This is a genomic window from Paenibacillus glycanilyticus NBRC 16618 (assembly GCF_004000805.1).
Classification (GTDB): domain Bacteria; phylum Bacillota; class Bacilli; order Paenibacillales; family Paenibacillaceae; genus Pristimantibacillus; species Pristimantibacillus glycanilyticus.
Genome location: NZ_BILY01000034.1, coordinates 1 through 22,302 on the forward strand (window position 1 = coordinate 1; position 22,302 = coordinate 22,302).

At 48.4% G+C, this 22,302-nt stretch carries 20 protein-coding genes; 12 read left to right on the forward strand and 8 right to left on the reverse strand.

What is annotated here, in order from left to right:
- Positions 1 to 181 precede the first annotated feature (181 nt).
- Together PGL01S_RS22745 and gyrA are read right to left on the reverse strand one after the other, a co-directional pair.
- A complete protein-coding gene (locus PGL01S_RS22745) occupies positions 182 to 1,255 on the reverse strand; it encodes an HD-GYP domain-containing protein (RefSeq protein WP_127496861.1) in 1,074 nt (357 codons plus the stop codon).
- 43 nt (positions 1,256 to 1,298) lie between these two features.
- Positions 1,299 to 3,806: a DNA gyrase subunit A gene (gene gyrA / locus PGL01S_RS22750; RefSeq protein WP_116394484.1), complete on the reverse strand. Its 2,508-nt coding sequence runs from the start codon at positions 3,804 to 3,806 to the stop codon at positions 1,299 to 1,301.
- A 294-nt stretch (positions 3,807 to 4,100) separates the two neighbouring features.
- On the opposite strand from gyrA, the gene PGL01S_RS22755 reads away from it, so the two are divergent.
- Complete coding sequence (locus PGL01S_RS22755) at positions 4,101 to 4,862, forward strand: YheC/YheD family protein (protein ID WP_127496862.1); 762 nt, start codon at positions 4,101 to 4,103, stop codon at positions 4,860 to 4,862.
- Between the two features lie 27 nt (positions 4,863 to 4,889).
- Here PGL01S_RS22755 and gyrB read toward each other — a convergent pair whose 3' ends face one another.
- The 6 genes from gyrB to dnaA form a co-directional block, all read right to left on the reverse strand.
- Positions 4,890 to 6,797: a DNA topoisomerase (ATP-hydrolyzing) subunit B gene (gene gyrB / locus PGL01S_RS22760; protein WP_116394487.1), complete on the reverse strand. Its 1,908-nt coding sequence runs from the start codon at positions 6,795 to 6,797 to the stop codon at positions 4,890 to 4,892.
- A gap of 41 nt (positions 6,798 to 6,838) precedes the next feature.
- Positions 6,839 to 7,090 carry an extracellular matrix regulator RemB gene (remB, locus tag PGL01S_RS22765; protein ID WP_012772007.1) on the reverse strand — a complete coding sequence of 84 codons (252 nt, stop codon included), beginning with the start codon at positions 7,088 to 7,090 and terminating at the stop codon, positions 6,839 to 6,841.
- A 30-nt stretch (positions 7,091 to 7,120) separates the two neighbouring features.
- Positions 7,121 to 8,230 carry a DNA replication/repair protein RecF gene (recF, locus tag PGL01S_RS22770; protein ID WP_127496863.1) on the reverse strand — a complete coding sequence of 370 codons (1,110 nt, stop codon included), beginning with the start codon at positions 8,228 to 8,230 and terminating at the stop codon, positions 7,121 to 7,123.
- 38 nt (positions 8,231 to 8,268) lie between these two features.
- Entirely contained in the window at positions 8,269 to 8,484 is a 216-nt protein-coding gene (gene yaaA, locus PGL01S_RS22775; protein WP_116394489.1) for a S4 domain-containing protein YaaA, read from the reverse strand.
- Positions 8,485 to 8,531: 47 nt separating this feature from the next.
- The gene (gene dnaN / locus PGL01S_RS22780; protein WP_116394490.1) at positions 8,532 to 9,674 is read right to left on the reverse strand and encodes a DNA polymerase III subunit beta; all 1,143 of its coding nucleotides are present in this window, start codon (positions 9,672 to 9,674) and stop codon (positions 8,532 to 8,534) included.
- Between the two features lie 239 nt (positions 9,675 to 9,913).
- Positions 9,914 to 11,266 (reverse strand): chromosomal replication initiator protein DnaA, encoded by a 1,353-nt coding sequence (gene dnaA / locus PGL01S_RS22785; RefSeq protein WP_116394491.1) that lies wholly within the window; start codon positions 11,264 to 11,266, stop codon positions 9,914 to 9,916.
- Between the two features lie 565 nt (positions 11,267 to 11,831).
- Between dnaA and rpmH the strand changes: the two genes are divergently transcribed.
- From rpmH to PGL01S_RS22840, 11 genes are all read left to right on the forward strand, one after another.
- On the forward strand, positions 11,832 to 11,966 hold the full coding sequence (rpmH, locus tag PGL01S_RS22790) for a 50S ribosomal protein L34 (protein ID WP_015847830.1): 135 nt from the start codon (positions 11,832 to 11,834) through the stop codon (positions 11,964 to 11,966).
- A gap of 120 nt (positions 11,967 to 12,086) precedes the next feature.
- Positions 12,087 to 12,440, forward strand: a complete 354-nt coding sequence (gene rnpA, locus PGL01S_RS22795; RefSeq protein WP_116394598.1) for a ribonuclease P protein component — start codon at positions 12,087 to 12,089, stop codon at positions 12,438 to 12,440.
- 104 nt (positions 12,441 to 12,544) lie between these two features.
- Entirely contained in the window at positions 12,545 to 13,321 is a 777-nt protein-coding gene (locus tag PGL01S_RS22800; RefSeq protein WP_015847828.1) for a YidC/Oxa1 family membrane protein insertase, read from the forward strand.
- The gene (jag, locus tag PGL01S_RS22805; RefSeq protein ID WP_116394492.1) at positions 13,318 to 13,950 is read left to right on the forward strand and encodes an RNA-binding cell elongation regulator Jag/EloR; all 633 of its coding nucleotides are present in this window, start codon (positions 13,318 to 13,320) and stop codon (positions 13,948 to 13,950) included. The genes PGL01S_RS22800 and jag overlap by 4 nt, the downstream gene beginning before the upstream one ends.
- Before the next feature lie 84 nt (positions 13,951 to 14,034).
- Complete coding sequence (gene mnmE / locus PGL01S_RS22810; protein WP_127496864.1) at positions 14,035 to 15,414, forward strand: tRNA uridine-5-carboxymethylaminomethyl(34) synthesis GTPase MnmE; 1,380 nt, start codon at positions 14,035 to 14,037, stop codon at positions 15,412 to 15,414.
- 70 nt (positions 15,415 to 15,484) lie between these two features.
- Positions 15,485 to 17,374: a tRNA uridine-5-carboxymethylaminomethyl(34) synthesis enzyme MnmG gene (gene mnmG / locus PGL01S_RS22815; RefSeq protein WP_127496865.1), complete on the forward strand. Its 1,890-nt coding sequence runs from the start codon at positions 15,485 to 15,487 to the stop codon at positions 17,372 to 17,374.
- Complete coding sequence (rsmG, locus tag PGL01S_RS22820; protein ID WP_127496900.1) at positions 17,374 to 18,096, forward strand: 16S rRNA (guanine(527)-N(7))-methyltransferase RsmG; 723 nt, start codon at positions 17,374 to 17,376, stop codon at positions 18,094 to 18,096. The genes mnmG and rsmG overlap by 1 nt, the downstream gene beginning before the upstream one ends.
- Before the next feature lie 319 nt (positions 18,097 to 18,415).
- Positions 18,416 to 19,234: a nucleoid occlusion protein gene (gene noc, locus PGL01S_RS22825; protein WP_116394496.1), complete on the forward strand. Its 819-nt coding sequence runs from the start codon at positions 18,416 to 18,418 to the stop codon at positions 19,232 to 19,234.
- Positions 19,235 to 19,374: 140 nt separating this feature from the next.
- Positions 19,375 to 20,148 (forward strand): ParA family protein, encoded by a 774-nt coding sequence (locus PGL01S_RS22830; protein WP_015847822.1) that lies wholly within the window; start codon positions 19,375 to 19,377, stop codon positions 20,146 to 20,148.
- On the forward strand, positions 20,129 to 20,986 hold the full coding sequence (locus tag PGL01S_RS22835) for a ParB/RepB/Spo0J family partition protein (protein WP_127496866.1): 858 nt from the start codon (positions 20,129 to 20,131) through the stop codon (positions 20,984 to 20,986). The genes PGL01S_RS22830 and PGL01S_RS22835 overlap by 20 nt, the downstream gene beginning before the upstream one ends.
- Before the next feature lie 138 nt (positions 20,987 to 21,124).
- Positions 21,125 to 22,282: an aminotransferase class V-fold PLP-dependent enzyme gene (locus PGL01S_RS22840; RefSeq protein ID WP_127496867.1), complete on the forward strand. Its 1,158-nt coding sequence runs from the start codon at positions 21,125 to 21,127 to the stop codon at positions 22,280 to 22,282.
- Positions 22,283 to 22,302 lie beyond the last annotated feature (20 nt).

Below are 22,302 nucleotides of genomic sequence, written 5' to 3' on the forward strand. Positions count from 1 at the left end.
CCATGAACGCCTAATGGATTGCAAGTACTTTTTTAAAGTTTTTTTGCTAAAACATGATTATTCTCTTTTACATCTCATATTTAAGCTGAAAATCCTTATTAATCAACTGTTGTATACAATAGATTTTCTATCTAATAAACAAATAAAGATCTCGCCTGATTCCAAGGCAAGATCTTTATTGTTAACCCATAACTTCTTTTATATGCAGATGTCTTTCGATTGTCAGGTTGATTATCGTACCGCCAACAGAGACCCATGGTCTTGTCGGATGCACGGAATCGCTAAACACAATCTCTCCAACGCGATCATCGCTAAGCTTCACGATATTGCCGTTATGGAATTGCGTTACCTTCTCTACGAATATCCTGACGTAAGAAGGCTCCAGCTTTCCGAAGGAATCGCTCTGGATCTGTTCCAGAACGAAATACGGGGAAGCTGCCTTGCGGTAGAATCGATTTAAAGTCATCGCATGATAAATATCCGCAATGGCAACGATTTTGGCGTACGGATGGATCTTGGACGAATCAATGGCAAGCGGATAGCCGCTACCGTCAATGCGCTCATGATGCTGTAGCGCGGCCAGCTTCACTCCCTCGTTTAAAGAGGCAATGTTCTTGAGCAGCTGATACCCAAATACCGTGTGACGCTTCATCTCTTCGTTTTCTTCGGCCGTTAAGGCTGTCGGCTTGGCTAATATAGCCGGGTCAATCTTAACGTTCCCGATATCGTGCAGCAGACCGGCGAGAGCGACCGGCATCCAATCCTTACGAGGCAGTCCGCACCATTGGGCAATACGATAGGAGGTTAAGCTCACCAGTATGCTGTTGTGCAGCAAATAGTCACGCTCCGAAAAATGTCTCGGCATAAACGTAAGCACCTGGTAGCTGTCCTCATACTGCATCATCTTCTCCAACTGATTCCGGATATCCATTACCGGTATCGGCTGACCGGACCGGATCTCGTTGATAACCCGCTTCAGTACAACGATCATCTGGTCGTATTCATCATGCAGCGGAGTAGCAGAGACAACAGGAGCTGCTGTCTGCGGCTCCTGCTTTGCGTTGTCCTGCGTTTTATCTGTCTGATTAGCCGGCTGTTCAATCTGAACTTTGGGAACCAGAAAGGCCTGCATGATATCTAATTCTCTAGGTGTGACGATGCGCCCCTTCTGAAATAGCACTCCGCCAAGCGGGGTGAGGACATCTTCGCTGATTTTGTCGCCTAACTTCACCTGTGATAAAGCCACTGTTGCCACAACGGTCCCCTCCCGATGTATGCCAATCCTCTATTGTCTGTTTTTACTCTTCTGCCGGCTCGGTGCCTGCATCCGGAGCTGTATTTTCGAATTCTTCGCCCTCTTCGAGCGATTCGTCAGCATCTTCGCTGCGCGCGACACGGGTTACGGTTGATACCGTATCATCCTCACGCGTATTGATCAGCTTCACGCCTTGCGTATTACGTCCCATCGTCGAGATACCTTCCATGCTCGTACGGATAAGCGTACCAAGAGCGGTCATAATCATCAGGTCCTCGTCATTCAGAACGACCTTCAGGCTGACAATCGGTCCATTCTTGTCCGTAACGTTAAGAGTCTTGATCCCTTTACCGCCACGGTTCTGGATCCGGTACTCGCTCATTGGCGTACGTTTGCCGTAGCCTTTGGCCGTTACAATAAGCACATCATTCTCCGGATTAACTACATCCATGTCAATGACGGTATCGTCATCATCCAGTTGAATGCCTTTTACGCCTGTGGCGGAACGTCCCATTGAACGAACATCCTGCTCGGAGAAGCGGATCGACATGCCTTGCGCTGTACCCATTACGATCTCCTGGTTGCCGTCTGTCAGCTTCACGCCAATCAATTCGTCATCCTCGCGGATCGAAATCGCAATCAGACCAACCTTGCGGATATTCATATAATCGTCAAGAGGTGTCTTCTTAACAATACCTTGACGGGTAGCAAAGAACAGATAGCTGTCCGAATCGAAGCTTTCTACCGGAATAACCGCATTGATCGTCTCGCCCTGTTCAATTTGGATCAGGTTGATGATCGGCGTTCCCCGGGCTGTCCGGCTGAGATCTGGAATCTCGTAAGCCTTCAGGCGGTATACCTTGCCTTTGTTCGTAAAGAACAGCAAGTAATGGTGCGTGTTGGATACGAACAAATGCTCGACGAAATCATGCTCTTTCGTATCCATGCCAACGACGCCTTTGCCGCCCCGCTTCTGGCTGCGGTAAGTGGTTACCGGCAGACGCTTGATATAACCGGTATGCGTGATGGAGATGATAACATCCTCGCGAGGGATCAGGTCCTCGTCCAGAATTTCTTCATCGCTGACGGTAATTTCGGTACGGCGTTCGTCGCCGAAGCGCTCCTTGATCTCGTTAAGCTCTTCGCTGATGATGTTGAGCACAAGCTGCTCATCGGCCAAGATCGCCTTATACTCGGCAATCTTCTTCATCAGTTCCGCATACTCAGCTTCGATCTTGTCGCGTTCCAGACCGGTGAGCCTTTGGAGACGCATATCGAGAATCGCTTGCGCCTGCTCATAGCTAAGCGCAAAACGCTCGATCAAGCCTTCGCGGGCAATATCCGCCGTTTGCGAAGCACGGATCAAAGCGATAACTTCGTCCAAATGATCAAGAGCGATACGCAAGCCTTCGAGAATATGGGCTCTCGCTTCCGCTTTTTTCAGATCGTATTCGGTACGACGGCGAATAACTTCGATCTGATGCTGCAAATAGTAATACAGCATTTCGCGAATATTCAGCGTCTTAGGTTCACCGTTAACTAGCGCGAGCATGTTAATACCGAAGTTGGATTGCATTTGCGTCTGCTTATACAGATTGTTCAGCACCACGCTTGGCGTTACATCGCGGCGAAGCTCAATAACGACCCGCATTCCGTTACGGTCGGACTCATCGCGGAGGTCGGTAATTCCCTCTATTTTTTTCTCGCGGACGAGCTCTGCGATTTTTTCTACCAGTCGTGCTTTGTTAACCTGGTATGGCAGCTCGTAGACGATAATCCGGGCTTTGTTGCCGTTCTCTTCAATCGTCGCACGTGCTCGCATCGTTACCGTGCCGCGTCCCGTCAGATAAGCCTGACGGATGCCGCTAAGTCCCATAACGATACCCGCAGTAGGGAAATCGGGGCCTTTTACATAATCAATCAGCTCAACAGGCGTAATTTCCGGATTACGGATCAGCGCCTGAATACCGTCAATAACCTCGGTCAGGTTATGCGGCGGAATATTCGTAGCCATACCTACCGCGATACCTGTAACCCCGTTTACGAGCAGGTTCGGGAAGCGCGATGGCAGAACGGCCGGCTCTTTCTCCTCGCCGTCATAGTTCGGAACGAAATCAACGGTCTCTTTATTTAAATCGCGGAGCATCTCCATGGCGATTTTCGACAGACGCGCCTCGGTATACCGCATCGCCGCCGCCATATCTCCGTCAATCGAGCCGAAGTTGCCATGTCCGTCCACAAGCATGTACCGCATGGAGAAATCCTGCGCCATCCGTACCATTGCTTCATAAACCGACGAATCGCCGTGCGGATGGTACTTACCGATTACTTCCCCTACGATCCTCGCAGACTTCTTATATGGCTTGTCCGAAGACATGCCCAGCTCCGACATTGCGTACAAAATACGACGATGCACCGGCTTAAGACCGTCCCTTACATCCGGCAATGCGCGGCTTACGATAATACTCATCGCATAGTCCATGAATGAATCGCGCATTTCCGTACCAATGTCGCGGTCTTTAATTTGCGAATGCTGTTGTTCTTCCGCCATGTTTTACCTCCCTGACGTCATCAATCTGCAAACCTTGTCAAACATGATAACCATTATATTACTTTCACAAAAAAGGCACGGCTAAACGCCCTGCATCCGTTTCATCTATGAAACCGGCAAATTGCCTAAAAAATAATGAAAAATAGGCAAATAACTCGTATCTTTTCGTGCCCGATCCGCCATAAAATAAACAGACCCAAATTACATTATACCACTCATTCCAAAGTCTGTCTTCTGCTTGATACGCAATCTTCATCGCTTAATACCTGTTCCCAAGGGAAAGGAGCAACAAAATTGTCTATTCAATTGGTATACAGCAAATGGGAGAAAACCAACGTACTTCTACACTCGCCAGCTCTCCGTGAATATATACCTCTAACAAAGCTTTTCAACAAGGAAAACCTGCAGTTGATGCTTGACGAATACGGGATGGTCTACGTCAAACCCGTAAACGGCACCTTTGGCAAAGGCGTTATGCGCGTAGAACAGCTCAAGCCGGCTGCCAAAGGCTATAAGTATCAACTGAACACCTCAATCCGGACCTTTCCTACCCTCGAACTGCTGCACCAGAGCCTCGTGAAAAAAATTAAAAGCAGGCGCTATCTGGTTCAACGAGGCATCCATCTGCTCCGCCATAATAAACGGCGCTTCGATATTAGGGTAATGGTGCAGCGCAATGAAAACAACCACTGGGAGGCTACCGGCATTATCGGACGCCTTGCCCATCCCGGGAAAGTGGTTACCAATTACCACAACGGCGGCACTCCGATGTCCTTCGAACGCTTGATGTCTAACCATCAATCCCCGACCCAGAAGATGATATACGCGATGCGCCTCAAGCAAATCAGCCTGGATATCGCAAAAGAGCTGGAGAAGCATTATCCGGGCATCAAGGAGCTTGGGATCGACATCGCTATTGACCAACAGCAGAGACCTTGGATTCTTGAGGTAAACACGAAGCCTGATGCCTTTATCTTCCGGAAGCTCGAAGATAAAACGATATTCCGCAAAATCTATAAGTACGCCGTTTCTTACGGTCGCTACAAAAAGAAATAGCCGTCCGAAAGGACGGCTATTTTTTTGTTAAATATCCAAGTTCTTAACGTCTTTCGCAAACTGTTGAATGAAATCGCGACGCGGTTCAACGTTATCGCCCATAAGCGTGTCGAATATAACGTCTGCTTCAATCGCATCTTCGATCGATACCTGAAGCATGGTCCGGCTCTCCGGATCCATCGTTGTTTCCCACAGCTGCGTGGCGTTCATCTCGCCGAGACCTTTATAACGCTGTACGTTTACTTTGGCGCCTTCACCGAATTCCGCGATAATCTCATCGCGTTCCTTCTCGGACTGCGCATAACGGATAACCTTGTTACGCTCGATCTTGAACAGCGGCGGCTGTGCGATATAAATATAGCCTGCTTCGATAATCTTCCGCATGTAACGGAAGAAGAAGGTCAGCATCAAAGTCCGGATATGCGCGCCGTCGACGTCGGCATCGGTCATAATGATGACCTTATGGTAACGTGCTTTCGCCAGATCGAAATCATCGCCAATGCCCGTTCCAAGCGCCGTGATAATCGCGCGGATCTCGGCATTTCCGAGAATGCGGTCCAGTCTGGCACGCTCAACGTTCAGGATTTTACCGCGCAGCGGCAAAATCGCCTGGAAATGACGGTCGCGGCCTTGCTTCGCCGAACCACCGGCGGAGTCGCCTTCGACGATATACAGCTCGCTGATCGAGGCGTCCTTGGAGGAGCAGTCAGCCAGTTTACCTGGCAGGGAGCTCACTTCAAGCGCGCTCTTGCGGCGTGTTAACTCGCGTGCCTTGCGTGCCGCTTCGCGGGCTCTTGCCGCTTGCAGGCCTTTTTCAACGATTTTGCGGGAAACCGAAGGATTCTCATCCAGGAACTCCTGCAGCTTCTCGGCAAAGAACGATTCGACAATACCGCGCACTTCGCTGTTGCCAAGCTTCGTCTTTGTTTGTCCTTCGAACTGCGGCTCGGGAATTTTCACCGAAATAATCGCCGTCAAGCCCTCGCGGACGTCATCGCCGGAGAAGTTGGAATCATTGTCTTTGATTAATCCCGTCTTACGGGCATAGTCGTTAATAATACGCGTTAACGCGCTCTTGAAGCCGGATTCGTGCGTACCGCCCTCATGCGTATTGATGTTATTGGCGAACGAATGGATATTCTCGCTGTAACCGTCATTGTACTGCAGCGATACCTCAACTTGGATATGGTCCTTCGAGCCCTCTACATAGATTGGCTCATCGTGCATAACTTCCTTGTTGCGGTTCAAATGTTTGACGAACTCGATAATGCCGCCTTCATACTTGAACGAATTCGATGTGCCCGTACGCTCATCAACCAGTTCAATCTCGAGGCCTTTATTGAGGAACGCCAGCTCGCGAATCCGCGATTGGAGCGTCTCATATTCGTAAACGGTGGTGTCGGTAAAAATCTCCGGATCCGGCTTGAACTTAACCGTCGTACCGGTTTCATTGGACTCCCCGACAATCTTGACGTCATATTGCGGCACGCCGCGGCGGTATTCTTGTTGATAGATATGTCCGTGAAGCTTAACCGTAACCGTTACATGTTCCGACAACGCATTAACGACGGATACACCAACACCGTGCAACCCGCCCGATACTTTATAGCCTTCGCCGCCAAACTTGCCGCCTGCGTGAAGAACAGTCATTACGACTTCGAGAGTCGACTTCTTCAGCTTTGCGTTCTCACCTACCGGAATACCGCGGCCATTATCGATAACCGTAATACTGTTGTCCTCGTGGACGCGAACCTGGATCTTCGTACAATACCCGGCCAGCGCTTCGTCGATACTGTTATCGACAACCTCCCATACGAGATGGTGGAGGCCCTTGCCGCTGGTAGAGCCGATGTACATCCCCGGACGCTTCCGTACCGCTTCTAAGCCTTCGAGGACCTGTATCTGACTTTCATCATACGTATTCTGCTGACTCAACTGCTCACTACTCCTCTCATACCTGTTCGCCTAGGCTGCTTCTAGCCATTCGCCGCAAAATGATGGGCCCGTTTCTTCAAAGTAGAGGATGAAATCGGCGAATAATAGATTTTCTGCTTCGTCACGACAATGGATTTGGGCTCTTCCTCACCAATGGTCTCGACATCTTTGCGTTTACGGGCTCCTGCTACAAATTGCTTGGAAAGCTTGGAGGATTGCTCTATCGATATATCAAAAATGGCTACCAGCTCGGCAGCCCGGATAATTTTCTCGCCGCCCAAATGGATATACATGTCCTCCGCCTCCCGTGTAAATGTCCGTTATCAGCGCGTCACTCGGCCTTCCCGCACATCGTAGATCCCGGCATCGCGGAGCTTGCTCACATTTACGCTCTCGAGTCCGGTCGTTGTAATAAACGTCTGAACCTTGCTCTGAAACGTCTCGATGAGCTGCGTCTGCCGGTTCTGATCCAGCTCAGACAAGACATCATCAAGCAATAGCAGCGGGTATTCCCCAATTTCCTCGCAGATCAGCTCTATTTCGGCGAGCTTGAGAGACAGGGCAGTCGTACGCTGCTGTCCCTGCGACCCGTATACAGCCGCTTCCTTGCCGTTGATAAAGAAAGCCATGTCGTCGCGATGAGGCCCTACGAGCGACATTCCTCTGCGAATCTCCTGATCTTTCACCTGTGATAACTTTAACATAAATTGCTCAAATAAAACAGTTTCATCTTCGGAGGCGCCGCCGTCAAAGGACGGGCGGTACTCAATGGTGAGGCGCTCGCCGCCCGCCGTGATGCCGGAGTGAATGTGCTCCGCCCACCGTTGTAATTTATGAATAAAGTGTTTCCTTTTTTTCATGATTTTAACACCGTGCTCGGCAAGCTGCATATTCCAGATGTCCAGCATGGCGAGCTGGGAGCTCCCCGGAGATGCCGTTTTCAGAAAATTGTTCCGCTGTGCAAGCACCTTGGTGTACTGCGTCAGCGTATGCAAATAACCGGGCTGTACTTGGCCGATTTCCATATCGAGAAACCGTCTTCGTATGCCCGGCGTTCCTTTTACAATCTCCAGATCTTCAGGAGCAAACATGACGACGTTCAGCGATCCGATGAAATCGCTGAGCTTCCGCTGCTCAAGTCCGTTGATCTTCGCTTTCTTGCCCTGCGTCGAATACATCAAATCTAGCTTTAACGTGCCGTAGCGCTTCTCCACCTCGCCGTGGATCCGGGCTGTATCGGCTTCCCAGCCGATCAGCTCCTTATCCTTCGACGTGCGGTGCGATTTAGTGAGGGCGAGCGCAAAGATCGCCTCAAGCAAGTTCGTTTTCCCCTGCGCATTGGGCCCGACAAACAAATTGACCTTATTATCCGTCACGAGCTCAAGCTCTTTGTAGTTCCGATAGTTTTGCAATTGAATGCTTTTTAAAAACACGTTCGTTTGTCCTCCCGGCCTGGCTGCTTCTTAAGCACTTATGCCCCGGTCACCGTAAAGACGCCGCAGCCTTCCACTTCAACGCGGTCACCGACGTACAGCTTTCTGCCGCGACGGTTATCCACAACCCCGTTTATGTGAACTTCGTTTTCCTGCAAGAAAAATTTCGCGTGTCCACCTGTGGATATACAATCAGCCAGTTTTAAAAACTGTCCAAGCGTAATGTATTCGTCGCGAATCGAGATCTCTTTCATCCCTTGCTCACCTGCCTTTCACCGTTATTGCCCAAGCTTGCATAACCCTAGTTTGTCGTCCGATAAGGCAAGATAACATACGTGTTGTAGGAATGATCGGTTGGGCGAATAACGATTGGACTCATTGCTCCCGTAAAACCGATAAAGATCTGCTCGCTGTCGATGACTTTAAGCACGTCCAGCATATATTTGGAGTTGAACGCAATCTTAAGCGGCTCGCCGTCGAACTGCTTCGGTTCCAGCTGCTCGGTAACGCGGCCAAGCTCTGTCGAGCTCGAGGAAATTTCGATCGAACCGTCATCCATCGTTGTCAGGCGAACGATGTTGGTCTTCTCTTCTCTCGACATCAGATACGCGCGGTCGATGGCATCCGTCAATTTTTTTGTATCAAGAACGAGTTCTGTTTTGAACGCGCTCGGAATAATTTTAGAAGTATCCGGGTAAGTTCCGTCCAGCACGCGGGTGTAGAACAATACGTTGCCGATTTTGAACAGCACCTGGTTATCGGCTACGACAATATCAACGAGACCGTGTTGATCCGGAACCAGCTTAGACAGCTCGACCAACGTTTTTGCCGCGATTACGACATTGTTAAACCGGTAGTCGGCAGCGGTCTCCGCTTGCGCGATACGGCTGGCCAGACGGTGGCGGTCAGTCGCCACGAATTTCAGCTGCTTATCCTGCAGGCTCCAGAGCACGCCGGTCAGAATAGGCGTCTGCTCATTAACGGAGGCGGCCAGAACAGTCTGGCGAATCATCGCCTTCAGAAGATCGCCGGGCATTTGGAACAGCTCGTTTTGCTCGATGGAAGGAAGTACGGGGAACTCCTCCGGATCCAGGCCAACCATCTGAATATCCGTCGAACCGGAACGAATCAGGGTTTGGAAATGGGCGCCTACTTCAATTTCAACATTGTCAGACGGAAGCTTCTTAACGATTTCGACAAAAAATTTAGCGGGCAGCACCACATTGCCCGGTTTATCCACATTCGCAATAACGAGATCATCCCGTTCTACAGGAATAAAGCTTTGAATAGATATATCGGTATCACTTGCCGTTAAGGTAACCCCTTGGTGGGTAACTTCAATCTTGATGCCGCCGAGAATAGGAATTGTCGGACGGGAAGAAGCCGCTTTTGCAACCTGTTGGATGGCTTCGTTCAGTTCATGTTTGGAAATTGAAAGTTTCATGGTTTCACTCCTAAGTCCGTTTCGGATCGATGGTTTCTTGGGCTTTTAAAATCGGCGAAGCCGTAATGGGCGTTTTCGCCCTATTTTGATGATGTTTTTTTTAAAAAAAATAGTAGTCGTAGTAGTAGGCGGCGTTAATATGTGGATAACCGTCTAAAACACGGATAAAGCAAGCCTATCCACATGTGTATAGCTTGTGCATAGGCTTGCTTGGTTGTTCATATAGAAGTGAATAACTTTTACGTGTGATTTTTGATCTTCTCGGTCAGGTTCTGCAAAATCTTGTACAAGTCCTGGTCTTGCTTCAGCTGCTGCGAAATTTTCTCATGCGCATGGATGACTGTCGTATGATCACGCCCGCCGAATGCCTCGCCGATCTTCGGAAGCGAGTAATCGGTCAGCTCACGCGAGAGATACATGGCGATTTGCCGCGGGTAGGCGACGGCTTTGGTCCGTTTCCGCGCTTTGAACTCCTCGAGACGCAGTCCGTAGAATTCGCCAACCTTTTGCTGAATATCGTTTATCGTGATCATCTTCGGACGGCTGGACGGAATAATGTCCTTTAACGCTTCGGCAGCCAGATGGGATGAGATATCCTGATTAATAAGCGAGGAGTATGCGACTACGCGGATGAGGGCGCCTTCCAGCTCACGAATATTCGTGTCGATCTGGTTCGCAATGTAGACCATCGCTTCATTCGGAATATCAAGGTTTTCCGCTTTCGCCTTTTTGCGCAAAATCGCGATCCTTGTCTCCAAATCCGGTGCCTGAATATCCGTGATTAATCCCCACTCGAACCGCGAACGCAGCCTTTCCTCCAAAGTCGGAATTTCCTTCGGCGTACGGTCACTGGAGATGACGATTTGCTTCCGCTCTTCATGCAAGGCATTAAAGGTATGGAAGAACTCCTCCTGCGTACCGTCTTTACCGGCCAGGAACTGAATATCGTCAATTAGCAGCACGTCAATATTGCGATATTTGTTGCGGAAGCTCTCGCCCCTGTTATCCCGGATCGCATTAATGAACTCGTTCGTGAATTTCTCGGACGAGATGTACATGATCTTCGTGCTTGGATTGTGATCCATGATGTAGTGGCCGATAGCATGCATCAAGTGGGTCTTGCCGAGTCCTACGCCGCCGTATAAAAACAGCGGATTATAAGCTTTCGCCGGCGCTTCCGCCACGGCAAGCGATGCCGCATGCGCAAAGCGGTTGTTGGCCCCGATGACAAACGTATCAAACGTATATTTCGGGTTAAGCATATGATTGAAGGTCTCTTCTTGAATGATCGGCGCTTCCGCAGCCTTAATCACAGCGGGAGGCGCGGGTTCCGCCGGCTTCGCCTCTTCGATCGAAAAGCGTACGTCTACCTGTCTGCCGAGAAACTCAAACAAGGTGTTGCGAATTAATTTGGTATACCGGCCTTCCAGCCATTCAGCCGCAAATGTTGTCGGCGCCGTCACTTCCAGAAGCGAATCGTTCACGAAGGAAGCTTTGGTCGCTTTAAACCAGGTATCGAAACTGGGTTTGCTTAGTTTCGTCTGAATGATTGACAACACTTGCTGCCATAAATCATAGGTATGGCTGTCCACAGACGTCACTCCTTATCAAAAATCGCCGAATAGGCGCAATTAAGCCAAATCATGTCGAATGAATGGTGATTATTACGAAATACCCACAATATGAAGAATAATAGGAACATGAGTTATGAATAGGGGATGAGTTTGTTCACATTGTTATCCACAGGCTGTTGATAAAAGATGCTAAATCGATGAGGTATTCACACCGAAAACATATTAATCATAGCAAAAGATCCCTTGTATTTCAACGAGTTGTGAGATTTTATCCACAAATTCAATAGCTTGTGCATAAAAGTTATCTACACCACTACATATTGTTAATATCTTGTTACCATTTCGACAAAGTTCGTCTAAAGTCCCGAAATTTTATGCACATGTTATTAGTTTTCCGACAAAGGTGCTCATTCCATACATTTATCCACAATATTTGGATGGCAGCCTTTTTAATTGACTTTTGCAGCCCGGCGTGGTTTAATAAAAAAAGCGTGTTTCAAAAATTAGCTGTTTACAGAGAACAAGCAGATCGGTGTTAAGCCGTACTGTTTTGAGTACTTGATATACGGGAGGTGCAGTTCAGATGAGACCTACATTTAAACCGAATGTAAGCAAACGCAGCAAAGTACATGGCTTCCGCAAACGGATGAGCTCGAAAAACGGACGTAAAGTTTTGGCAGCGCGTCGTCAAAAAGGCAGAAAAGTTCTTAGCGCATAAGCAAAAGACCACGTCGGGTGGTCTTTTTTTTTGCCCTGCGGGCGATACTGATAGGTAGGATCCGCAGGGCAAGCATACATAAAGGGTTATTAATATGAAGAAAGAACGGTGAGCCTGGTCGTGCAAAGAAAATTGCGTCTGCGTAACCGCGCCGACTTCAATCGGATCTATCGTTACGGCAAGTCGTTTGCCAATGGACAGTTTGTCGTGTATTGGTCGAGGCAGCCGGTAGCGGAGCCATTCCGGTTAGGCGTCTCCGCCAGCAAGAAAATCGGCAACGCGGTTGTGCGCAACCGGATGAGGAGAGTTATTAAGGAAATCGTCCGTTTGAACGGAGACAAAATCGTGCCGAATACCGATTTTATATTAATAGTAAGAAAACCTGCGGTGGAGATGGAGACGAAGCAGCTGGAGAAGAGCATTTTTCATGTGCTGAAGAAGGCCGGTTTGCTGAAGAAGGACGCGCGTTATTAGCAATAGTGGCCAGCATTTCCAAGTTGTTTCTTTGTCCTATTATTTATGGTATAGTTTAGTCAATAAAATAATGCTTAGTATGGAGTGTTCAGAGAGGAGATTTGGTGTTGGTTTTAAAAGGAAACCGCAAGTGGCTGCTCGTACTGGGCATGGTGCTGATGGTTGTGCTGCTGTCGGGTTGCGCACCGCATAATGCAACGACGAGTACATCGGATTTACAGCACGGCAACTTCTGGGAGAAGAATGTTGTTTATTACTTTGCCCTTACGCTTGATAAGTTCGCAGACTGGTTCAACGGTTCGTATGGACTAGCTATTCTGCTCATTACGATTATTGTAAGAACGGCGATTTTGCCATTAACGCTCAAGCAGTACCGGAGCTCGAAGGCGATGCAGGCGATTCAGCCGCAAATGGCCGAGATTAAGAAGAAACATAAAGATAATCCGCAGAAACAGCAGGAAGAGACGATGAAGCTGTTCCAGGCGAACAAGGTCAATCCTATGGCAGGCTGTTTGCCGCTACTCGTTCAGATGCCTGTGTTTATGGCGCTTTATAATTCGATCTACTGGAATCCCGAGGTTCGTACGCATGAATTCCTGGGCTTGCAGCTTGGCGAGCCGGGACCTTGGTATTTCCTCCCGATCATCGCGGCAGCTACGACATTCGTTCAGTCGAAGATGATGCAGAAGCAGCAAACGCAAACGATGCCGGGCATGGGAGCTATGCTTATGATCTTCCCTGTCCTGATCTTCGTGATGGCCCTTAACTTCCCGTCGGCGCTTCCGCTGTACTGGATTTTCAGTAACCTTTACACCATTATTCAAAACTACTTCCTGTACGTTCGTTCATCAAACAAGGGTAAGGAGGCCCTCGCGAAATGAAGAAAATCGTAGCATCAGGAAAAACGATTGATGATGCTGTACGGAGCGGTTTAACACAATTAAATGTAGCCAAGGATCGCGTCAAAGTGCTCGTTATGGAGCAGCCTTCAAAAGGTCTGTTCGGACTCATTGGCGTAAAGGAAGCGAAGGTTGAACTGGAGCTTATACCCGATCCAACGATTGAAGCAGAGCAATTTCTTCGTGATGTGTCAGAGGCGATGGGACTTACAATCGCTATTGATCGGAAACAAACGAAAGAAGCGACTTATCTGTCCGTCTCGGGCGGAGGGGATATTGGCATGCTGATTGGCCGGCGCGGTCAAACGCTTGACGCGCTGCAGTACTTGGTTAACATTGTGGCAAATCGATACTCGGACAGCCATCTTCGGATCGTGCTTGATGCGGAGGATTTTCGCGAGCGTCGCCGCAAGACGCTGGAGGAATTATCGGAACGCCTTGCCGGCAGAGTTGTCCGCACGAAGAAAGAGGTCGTGCTGGAGCCGATGTCGTCGCATGAACGCAAAGTAATTCATTCCCAGCTTCAGAATCACCCTAGGGTAAAAACTTACAGCAAAGGCGATGAGCCAAATCGGCGAGTTGTTATTGCTTTAAAGGAAAAGCAGATGTAAAGTTAGATCCATACGTTATTCAATTCGCAGCAATGGCTCTCGTGGTCATTGCTGTTTTTCCATTTGAGAGGTGCATAAAAGCTGATGGTACATGATACTATTGCGGCAATTTCGACAGCAGTCGGAGAGGGCGGCATCGCCATTATTCGCGTCAGCGGTCCTGATGCGATTGAGGGAACCGCGAGGATTTTTCGATCAAGAACCGATTTGAGGGATGCGGCAACGCATACCCTGCATTACGGTCATATTATAGATCCGAAGAACGGGGAAGAAGTTGAAGAGGTTATTGTAACCGTCATGCGCGGTCCCCGTTCGTTCACGGCAGAGGATGTCGTCGAAATTAACGCCCATGGCGGCGTTGTGGCGGTAAAGAAGGTGCTCGACCAGGTGCTTCTGCAGGATGGTATGCGGCTTGCGGAGCCGGGCGAGTTTACGAAGAGAGCTTTTCTGAACGGCCGGATTGATCTGATGCAGGCGGAGGCCGTTATTGACCTGATCCGTTCGAAGTCGGACCGGGCATTCTCGGTTGCGCGCAAGCAGGCAGAGGGAACCTTGTCCAAGCGGATCAAAGCTCTTCGGCAGACAGTAATTGAGCTGCTTGCTCATATTGAAGTGAATATCGATTATCCCGAGCATGATGTCGAGGATCTGACCAGCAATTATATCCGCGAACAAAGCGGATCCGCGCTGGAGGAAATCGGCAAGCTGTTAAAAACGGCGAACGAAGGTAAAATATTGCGAGAGGGCATTATGACCGCTATTGTGGGACGCCCGAATGTAGGCAAGTCTTCTCTGCTTAATATGCTGGCACAGGAGAATAAAGCGATTGTAACGGATATTCCCGGTACAACGCGGGATGTTATCGAGGAGTATGTGACGCTTAATCATATTCCGCTTCGACTGCTCGACACGGCAGGCATTCGCGAAACAAGCGATGTCGTGGAACGGATTGGCGTAGAACGCTCCCACAATGCGCTGGAAGAAGCCGATTTGATCTTGTTTGTGCTTAACAATAACGAGCCTATACATGAGGATGACCGTGCGCTCCTGGAGAAGGTGAAGGACCGCCAGCTTATTCTTATTATTAATAAATCGGACTTGGAATCAAAGCTCGAGATGGCCGAGATTGAGGCATTGATTGATGAAGAGCGGATTGTCCGCATGTCGGTGCGCGAAGAGGAAGGACTGGATCGGCTGGAGAAAGCAATCAGCAAGCTGTTCTTTGAAGGTCAGCTTGATTCCGGAGATTTGACATATGTCAGCAACGTTCGGCATATTTCTTTGCTGAAGCGGGCGCAGCAGTCGCTTATTGATGCGATCGATGCGTCGAATACCGGCATTCCGATTGACTTAATCCAGATCGATGTGCGTTCCGCATGGGAATCGCTTGGTGAAATATTAGGCGATGAGGTTGGAGATTCGTTGATCGACCAGATCTTCTCGCAGTTCTGCTTAGGCAAATAAAGAAAAAAGATGACGACCGGCAGGGTCCGTATCCCGTGCGCGGCGTGATGAATTGGAGGGATAAAGAAAAATGACCTATGAAGCTGGGCAATATGAAGTAATCGTAATTGGAGCGGGTCATGCCGGAGCGGAAGCAGCGCTTGCTGCCGCTCGAATGGGCTGTGAGACGCTTTTGCTTACAATCAACCTGGACATGGTGGCTTTTATGCCATGCAACCCGTCAATCGGGGGACCTGCAAAAGGACATGTCGTCCGCGAGATTGATGCGTTAGGCGGAGAAATGGGGCGCAATATCGATAAAACGTTTATCCAAATGCGGATGCTGAACACAGGGAAAGGACCGGCTGTTCACGCGTTGCGCGCGCAGGCGGATAAATTCTCTTACCAGCATACGATGAAGAAAACAATCGAAGAGACGGATCATCTGACGCTTCGTCAAGGCATGGCGGAGGATCTGATTGTCGAAGACGGTAAAATTACCGGTATCGTAACCAAAACAGGCGCTATCTACCGGGCCAAAGCGGTTGTTATTACGACGGGGACCTACTTGCGCGGCAAAATTATTATGGGCGAACTGATGTACGAGAGCGGCCCGAATAACCAGCAGCCATCGGTGAAGCTGTCTGCAAGCCTGAAGGAGCTTGGCTTTAAGCTCGCTCGCTTCAAGACAGGTACGCCGCCGCGCGTGCATAAGGATACAATTGATTTCTCAAAAACGGAAATTCAACCGGGCGATGATAATCCGAAGTTTTTCTCGTATGAAACGAAATCCTCCGACAATGAACAGCTGCCTTGTTGGCTGACGTATACATCGGAAGCAACGCATAAAATTATAAACGACAATTTGCACCGTGCCCCTATGTTCTCCGGAGCGATTGAAGGTACGGGTCCGCGTTATTGTCCTTCTATTGAAGATAAAATTGTCCGCTTCGCGGATAAACCGAAGCATCAAATCTTCCTGGAGCCGGAAGGCAAGCACACGTCGGAGTATTATGTGCAAGGACTTTCGACAAGCATGCCTGAGGATGTGCAGCTTGGCATCTTGAGATCTATTCCAGGTTTGGAAAATGTTGAGATGATGCGTAACGGCTATGCGATTGAATACGATGCGGTTGTTCCCACGCAGCTGTGGCCATCGCTGGAGACAAAGCTGGTTGACGGATTATTCACAGCCGGACAAATCAACGGCACTTCCGGTTATGAAGAAGCTGCGGGTCAAGGCATTATCGCGGGTATTAACGCAGCGCGCAAAGTGCAAGGGAAAGAACCGGTTATTATCGACCGCTCGCAAGGATACATCGGCGTTATGATTGATGATCTGGTGACGAAAGGGACAAACGATCCTTATCGTCTTCTAACTTCCCGTGCCGAATACCGCTTGCTGCTTCGTCATGATAATGCGGATCTTCGCCTGACTCCAACTGGGTATGAGATTGGACTTATTTCGGAAGAACGTTATCAGGATTTCCTTCGCAAGAAAGAGCTTGTGGCTCAAGAAATCGAACGGCTTGGCACGGTGAAAATTAAGCCTGAGGTTGCTCAGCCGGTACTCGATGCCGCGAATTCGGCTCCTATTGCTTTTACAATGGATGCCTTGTCGCTGCTGCGCCGTCCAGAATTGTCTTATGCGTTGGTTGATCAGCTATCGCCTTCGGAGCTTCCGTTGACGGAAGAAATGAAGGAGCAGGTTGAAATTCAGATCAAGTATGCCGGCTATATCGAGAAGCAGCTGCATCAGGTTGAGCGCTTGAGCAAGATGGAGAAAAAGAAAATTCCCGATGATATCGTGTACAGCGAAGTGCATGGCTTGGCGTCGGAAGCAAAACAAAAACTGGCGGACATCCGCCCGTTGTCGATCGGTCAGGCGTCGAGGATTGCAGGCGTTACTCCGGCAGACATTTCCATTTTACTTGTTTATTTGGAACACTATAACCGGGTGACGGCAGCGAGAGGGCAATGATGACAGAAACGCATGTATGGTTTGAAAAGCTGCTGGGGGAGAATGGTATCGCGTTATCCCCGAAGCAGCTCGAACAATTTGATTCCTATCACCGCTTGCTAGTGGAGTGGAATGAGAAAATGAATTTAACCGGCATTACCGAACGGGATGCCGTATTCGAGAAACATTTTTACGATTCGATTTCGTTATCGTTCTTCGTTGATATGAAAGAGATAAGCAGTATTGCCGATATCGGATCCGGAGCAGGCTTTCCGAGTATCCCGCTTAAAATTTGCTTCCCGCATTTGAAGGTTGTTATTGTGGATTCGCTTAACAAACGAATTCAATTCCTGAATCATTTGGTTCAAGAGCTTGGGCTCGACAATGTGAATTGCGTTCATGGGCGGGCTGAGGATATTTCGAGAATGCCAGCGTATAGAGACTCCTTTGATCTCGTAACGGCAAGAGCAGTTGCACGTTTGAATGTTTTGAATGAATTTTGCCTGCCATTCACCCGCAAGAACGGAACCTTTGCCGCAATGAAAGGCTCGCAAAGCGTGGAAGAGGTGAAGGAGGCTGCTGTAAGTTTACGTGAGCTGAAAGCGAAGGTCCGTGCAGAGCATGCCTTCAAATTGCCTTTCGAACAGTCGGAACGCTACATCGTGCTTATCAATAAGACGGATGCTACGCCAAAAAAATATCCGCGCAAAGCAGGCACTCCGCTTAAACAGCCTCTTGTGTAATGACAAAACGAAACCTCCGTATGTTCCACGTGAAACATACGGAGGTTTTATTTGTGTCTATCCGAAATATTACGAAGATCAAGCAGGAAAAAACCAAATTGAAGTCGAAATAAAAGGGTAGAGAAAGAATCCCGTTCTTAAAAGGTTTTACATAGGGTTTCTAACGCAACAGCGAGTCTATTAAACGAGGTTGTCTGAGAGAAGTAATATAGATAAAATGGTAGTAACGGGAATTTTACCGTTAATGCATAGCAGCACATCTTGGAAACCAACCACTATAACGGTAATGGTTTCTTGGTCGGGTGGTAGAGTAGATAATATGAAAGAATCATTTTCCCGTTTGTTCGGTCTAAGTGATCAGCGAAGCGGTCAAGAAGAGGTTCGGCAGATTCCTATTCAAGATATTGATACGAGTCCATTCCAGCCTCGGACAATCTTCGATGATGAACGTATCGATGAGTTGTGCCAAACGATCAAAACGCATGGCGTTATTCAACCCATCGTTGTTCGCGCTCGAAATGGCAGATATGAGATTATTGCAGGCGAACGTCGTTGGCGGGCGGTAACAAAGCTTGGATATGATACAATTCCGGCTATTATCCGCGAATTTAACGATTCACAGACGGCCTCTATCGCATTGATCGAAAATTTGCAACGCGAGAATTTGACGGCGATTGAGGAAGCGGTTGCCTACCAAAAGCTGATCGAGCTTCATGAGCTGACACAGGAGAGCCTTGCGCAGCGTTTAGGCAAGAGTCAGTCTACAATTGCAAACAAGCTGCGGTTGCTGGGATTAAATGACACTGTCAAAGAAGCCCTTGCTAGTCGTAAAATATCAGAGAGACATGCGAGAGCGTTGCTTTCTCTCGATACGGAAGAGCTTCAGAATCAGGTGCTCGAAGAGATCATTACGAAGGAATTAAACGTCAAACAGACGGAGAATCGTATTGCATCTCTGAAGGAAGAACCGAAGTCGAAGCAAACGAAGCGGTTTGCGATGCCGAAGAACACGCGTCTTGCTTTTAATACGATCCGTCAAGCTGTTCAGATGGTGTCCAGCACAGGGATGGAAATCAAAGCAGACGAAAAAGACCTTGGCGATTTTTATGAAATTACTATTCATATACCGAAAAATTAGCTTTGCGTAAGTCATCCATGATGAACGTAATAGTACTAATCCGGGCCGTCCTCTTCGAGGACGGCGAAACCGTTTATACCGATACGTTTCACCGTTAGATCATCAGGGGATTAAAAGTTTGGACACAGAGGTGAACAAGTTTGTCTAAAATCATTGCAATAGCCAATCAAAAGGGCGGTGTTGGTAAAACGACAACGTCTGTTAACTTAGGGGCTTGCCTGGCAACACTCGGTAGACGGGTGCTGCTTGTTGACATTGACCCTCAAGGGAACACGACAAGCGGAATTGGCATTAACAAAGCAGATGTAAATAATTGTATTTATGATGTATTGATTAATGATGTGCATCCGAAGGATGCCATGTTTGAAACAAAGATTGATGGTCTGAAGATCATTCCCGCGACGATTCAGCTCGCAGGTGCCGAGATTGAAATGGTACCAACGATTTCGCGTGAGCTTCGTCTGAAAAAGGCTTTGTCCCTCGTTAAGGATCAATTCGATTATATTCTAATTGATTGCCCGCCGTCTCTTGGCCTGCTGACGATTAACTCGTTAACGGCGGCTGATTCGGTTATCATTCCAATTCAATGCGAATATTACGCGCTGGAAGGACTAAGCCAGCTCTTAAATACAGTAAGACTTGTTCAGAAGCATCTGAATACGGCGCTTCAAATTGAGGGCGTATTACTGACCATGCTGGACGCTCGGACTAACTTGGGTATTCAGGTTATCGAAGAAGTGAAAAAGTATTTCCAGCAGAAAGTGTATCAAACCATCATTCCTCGTAATGTTCGCTTAAGTGAAGCGCCTTCTCACGGCGAAGCTATTATTACGTATGACCCAAGATCCAAAGGTGCTGAAGTATATCTTGAACTTGCTAAGGAAGTGATTATGTATGAGCAAGCGGCTAGGTAGAGGACTTGATGCGCTTATTCCATCGCTTTCGGTAAGCGAAGACGATAAAGTCATTGAAATTCAATTAACGCAATTGCGTCCAAACCCATACCAACCACGCAAAACGTTTGATGATGAATCCATAAAGGAATTGGCAGAGTCGATCAAACAGCACGGTGTCATTCAGCCGATCATTGTGCGGACGGTATTGAAGGGTTATGAGATCATTGCAGGGGAAAGACGGTTCCGTGCATCGCAGCTTTGCGGCAATGCAACGATCCCTGCAGTGGTGCGAGCATTTTCCGATCAACAGGTAATGGAAATTGCTTTGATTGAAAACCTGCAACGTGAAGATCTGAATGCGATTGAAACAGCCATGGCTTATCAAGGGTTAATGGATAAGTTCAAGCTAACTCAGGAAGAGTTATCGATGAAGGTGGGGAAGTCCCGTTCCCATATCGCGAACTTCCTTCGCCTTCTTGCACTGCCTGTTGAGATCAAAAACAATGTTTCACGTGGAACAATCTCGATGGGGCATGCTAGAGCATTAGTGGGAATCAAGGATGCTGCCGTCCAGAAGGACATGGCTGACCGGACTGTCAATCTTGGCTGGAGCGTGCGCGATCTAGAAGAAGCGATTCAGAAACTTGAAGTGAAGGAAACGGTAGAAGCGGCAAAAGCGAAAGCAAAGTCGAAGAAACGGGATCCGTATATCGAGAGCTTGGAAGAGTCGCTAAGAGACCGTTTTAAAACAACGGTTAAGATTAAGCAGCAAAAGGATAAAGGGAAAATCGAGCTGCAATACTACAATAAGCAGGATCTCGAGCGGCTGCTCGAACTGCTCCAGAATATGGCATGATTTAGGTTAATTTCTAGCATACCAAAGTTGTAATCTTTGTACCGAAAGATTAAACTAAGGTATGCTATTCTTATGTTCTGTTATGGTATTTAAAAGAGAAATTTGAGAGGAAAGAAAGAGAGAGGAGGATGGAACAAGGTGGAAGGGATTATCTATTTGGACCATGCTGCAACTTCGTGGCCAAAGCCGCCGGCTGTACTGGAGGCGATGCAGCATGCCATGCTGCATGAAGCGGCAAATCCGGGACGAGGCAGTCATCGGATGGCTGTAAAGGCTAGCCGTGTCTTGTTTGATACGAGGAAGCAATTAGCGAAGCTGTTTCGGATTAAAAATCCGAATGATATAGCATTTGCCGCCAATACGACAGCCGCATTAAATATGGCAATCAAGGGCTGGGTGAAAAGCGGGGACCATGTGATTGCTACTTCGGTTGAGCATAATTCGGTAAGAAGGCCACTGGAGTATTTAAAGCACGCTCTAGGTATTCATGTTACGTATGTAGAGTCAGATGAGGCAGGCAGAATTCAGGTGGAACGGATTGCTTCGGCCATAACTGCGCAAACTTCATTAATTATAGTTAACCATAGCTCTAATCTGCTCGGCACCATTGCGCCAATCGCTCAAATTGGCGAGCTGGCCCGAAAAAAGGGCATAAAGCTCCTTGTTGATGCAGCTCAAAGCGCCGGCATTCTTGAGATTGATGTAGAGGCGATGGGAATCGATATGATGGCCTTTCCTGGCCATAAAGGATTGCTTGGCCCACAAGGCACAGGAGGCCTGTACATCCATCCTAGCGTTGATCTCGTTCCTCAGCTGCATGGCGGAACAGGGAGTCAATCTGAGGCTCCTGAGCAGCCTAGCGTGCGTCCTGACCGGTATGAGGCAGGAACGCAAAATACACCCGGCCTCGCAGGTCTCAAGGCGGGTGTCGAATATGTTCTGCATGAGACGGTTCATAACATCCATACTAAGGAATGGGCATTAACCCAGCGGATAATGGACGGACTATTAGAGGTGGATGGGATTAAGGTTCTTGGGCCAAAGGTTGGCGAGCAAAGAACGGGGATAGTCGCATTCGTAGCCGACGGAATCGATCCGTCTGAAATGTCCTTTATACTTGATCAGCATTATCAAATTGCGGTTAGAGCGGGCTTTCATTGCACACCGCTGGCCCATGCCTGTGCAGGTACAACAGGAACAGGCGCAGTACGAGCAAGCGTAGGTTGTTTTACAACAGAGCAAGAAGCGGATGCCCTTGTTGCAGCAGTGAAAGAAATACGGAAGCAATATTCTTAGCATAATTTTCTGGGGGCGGA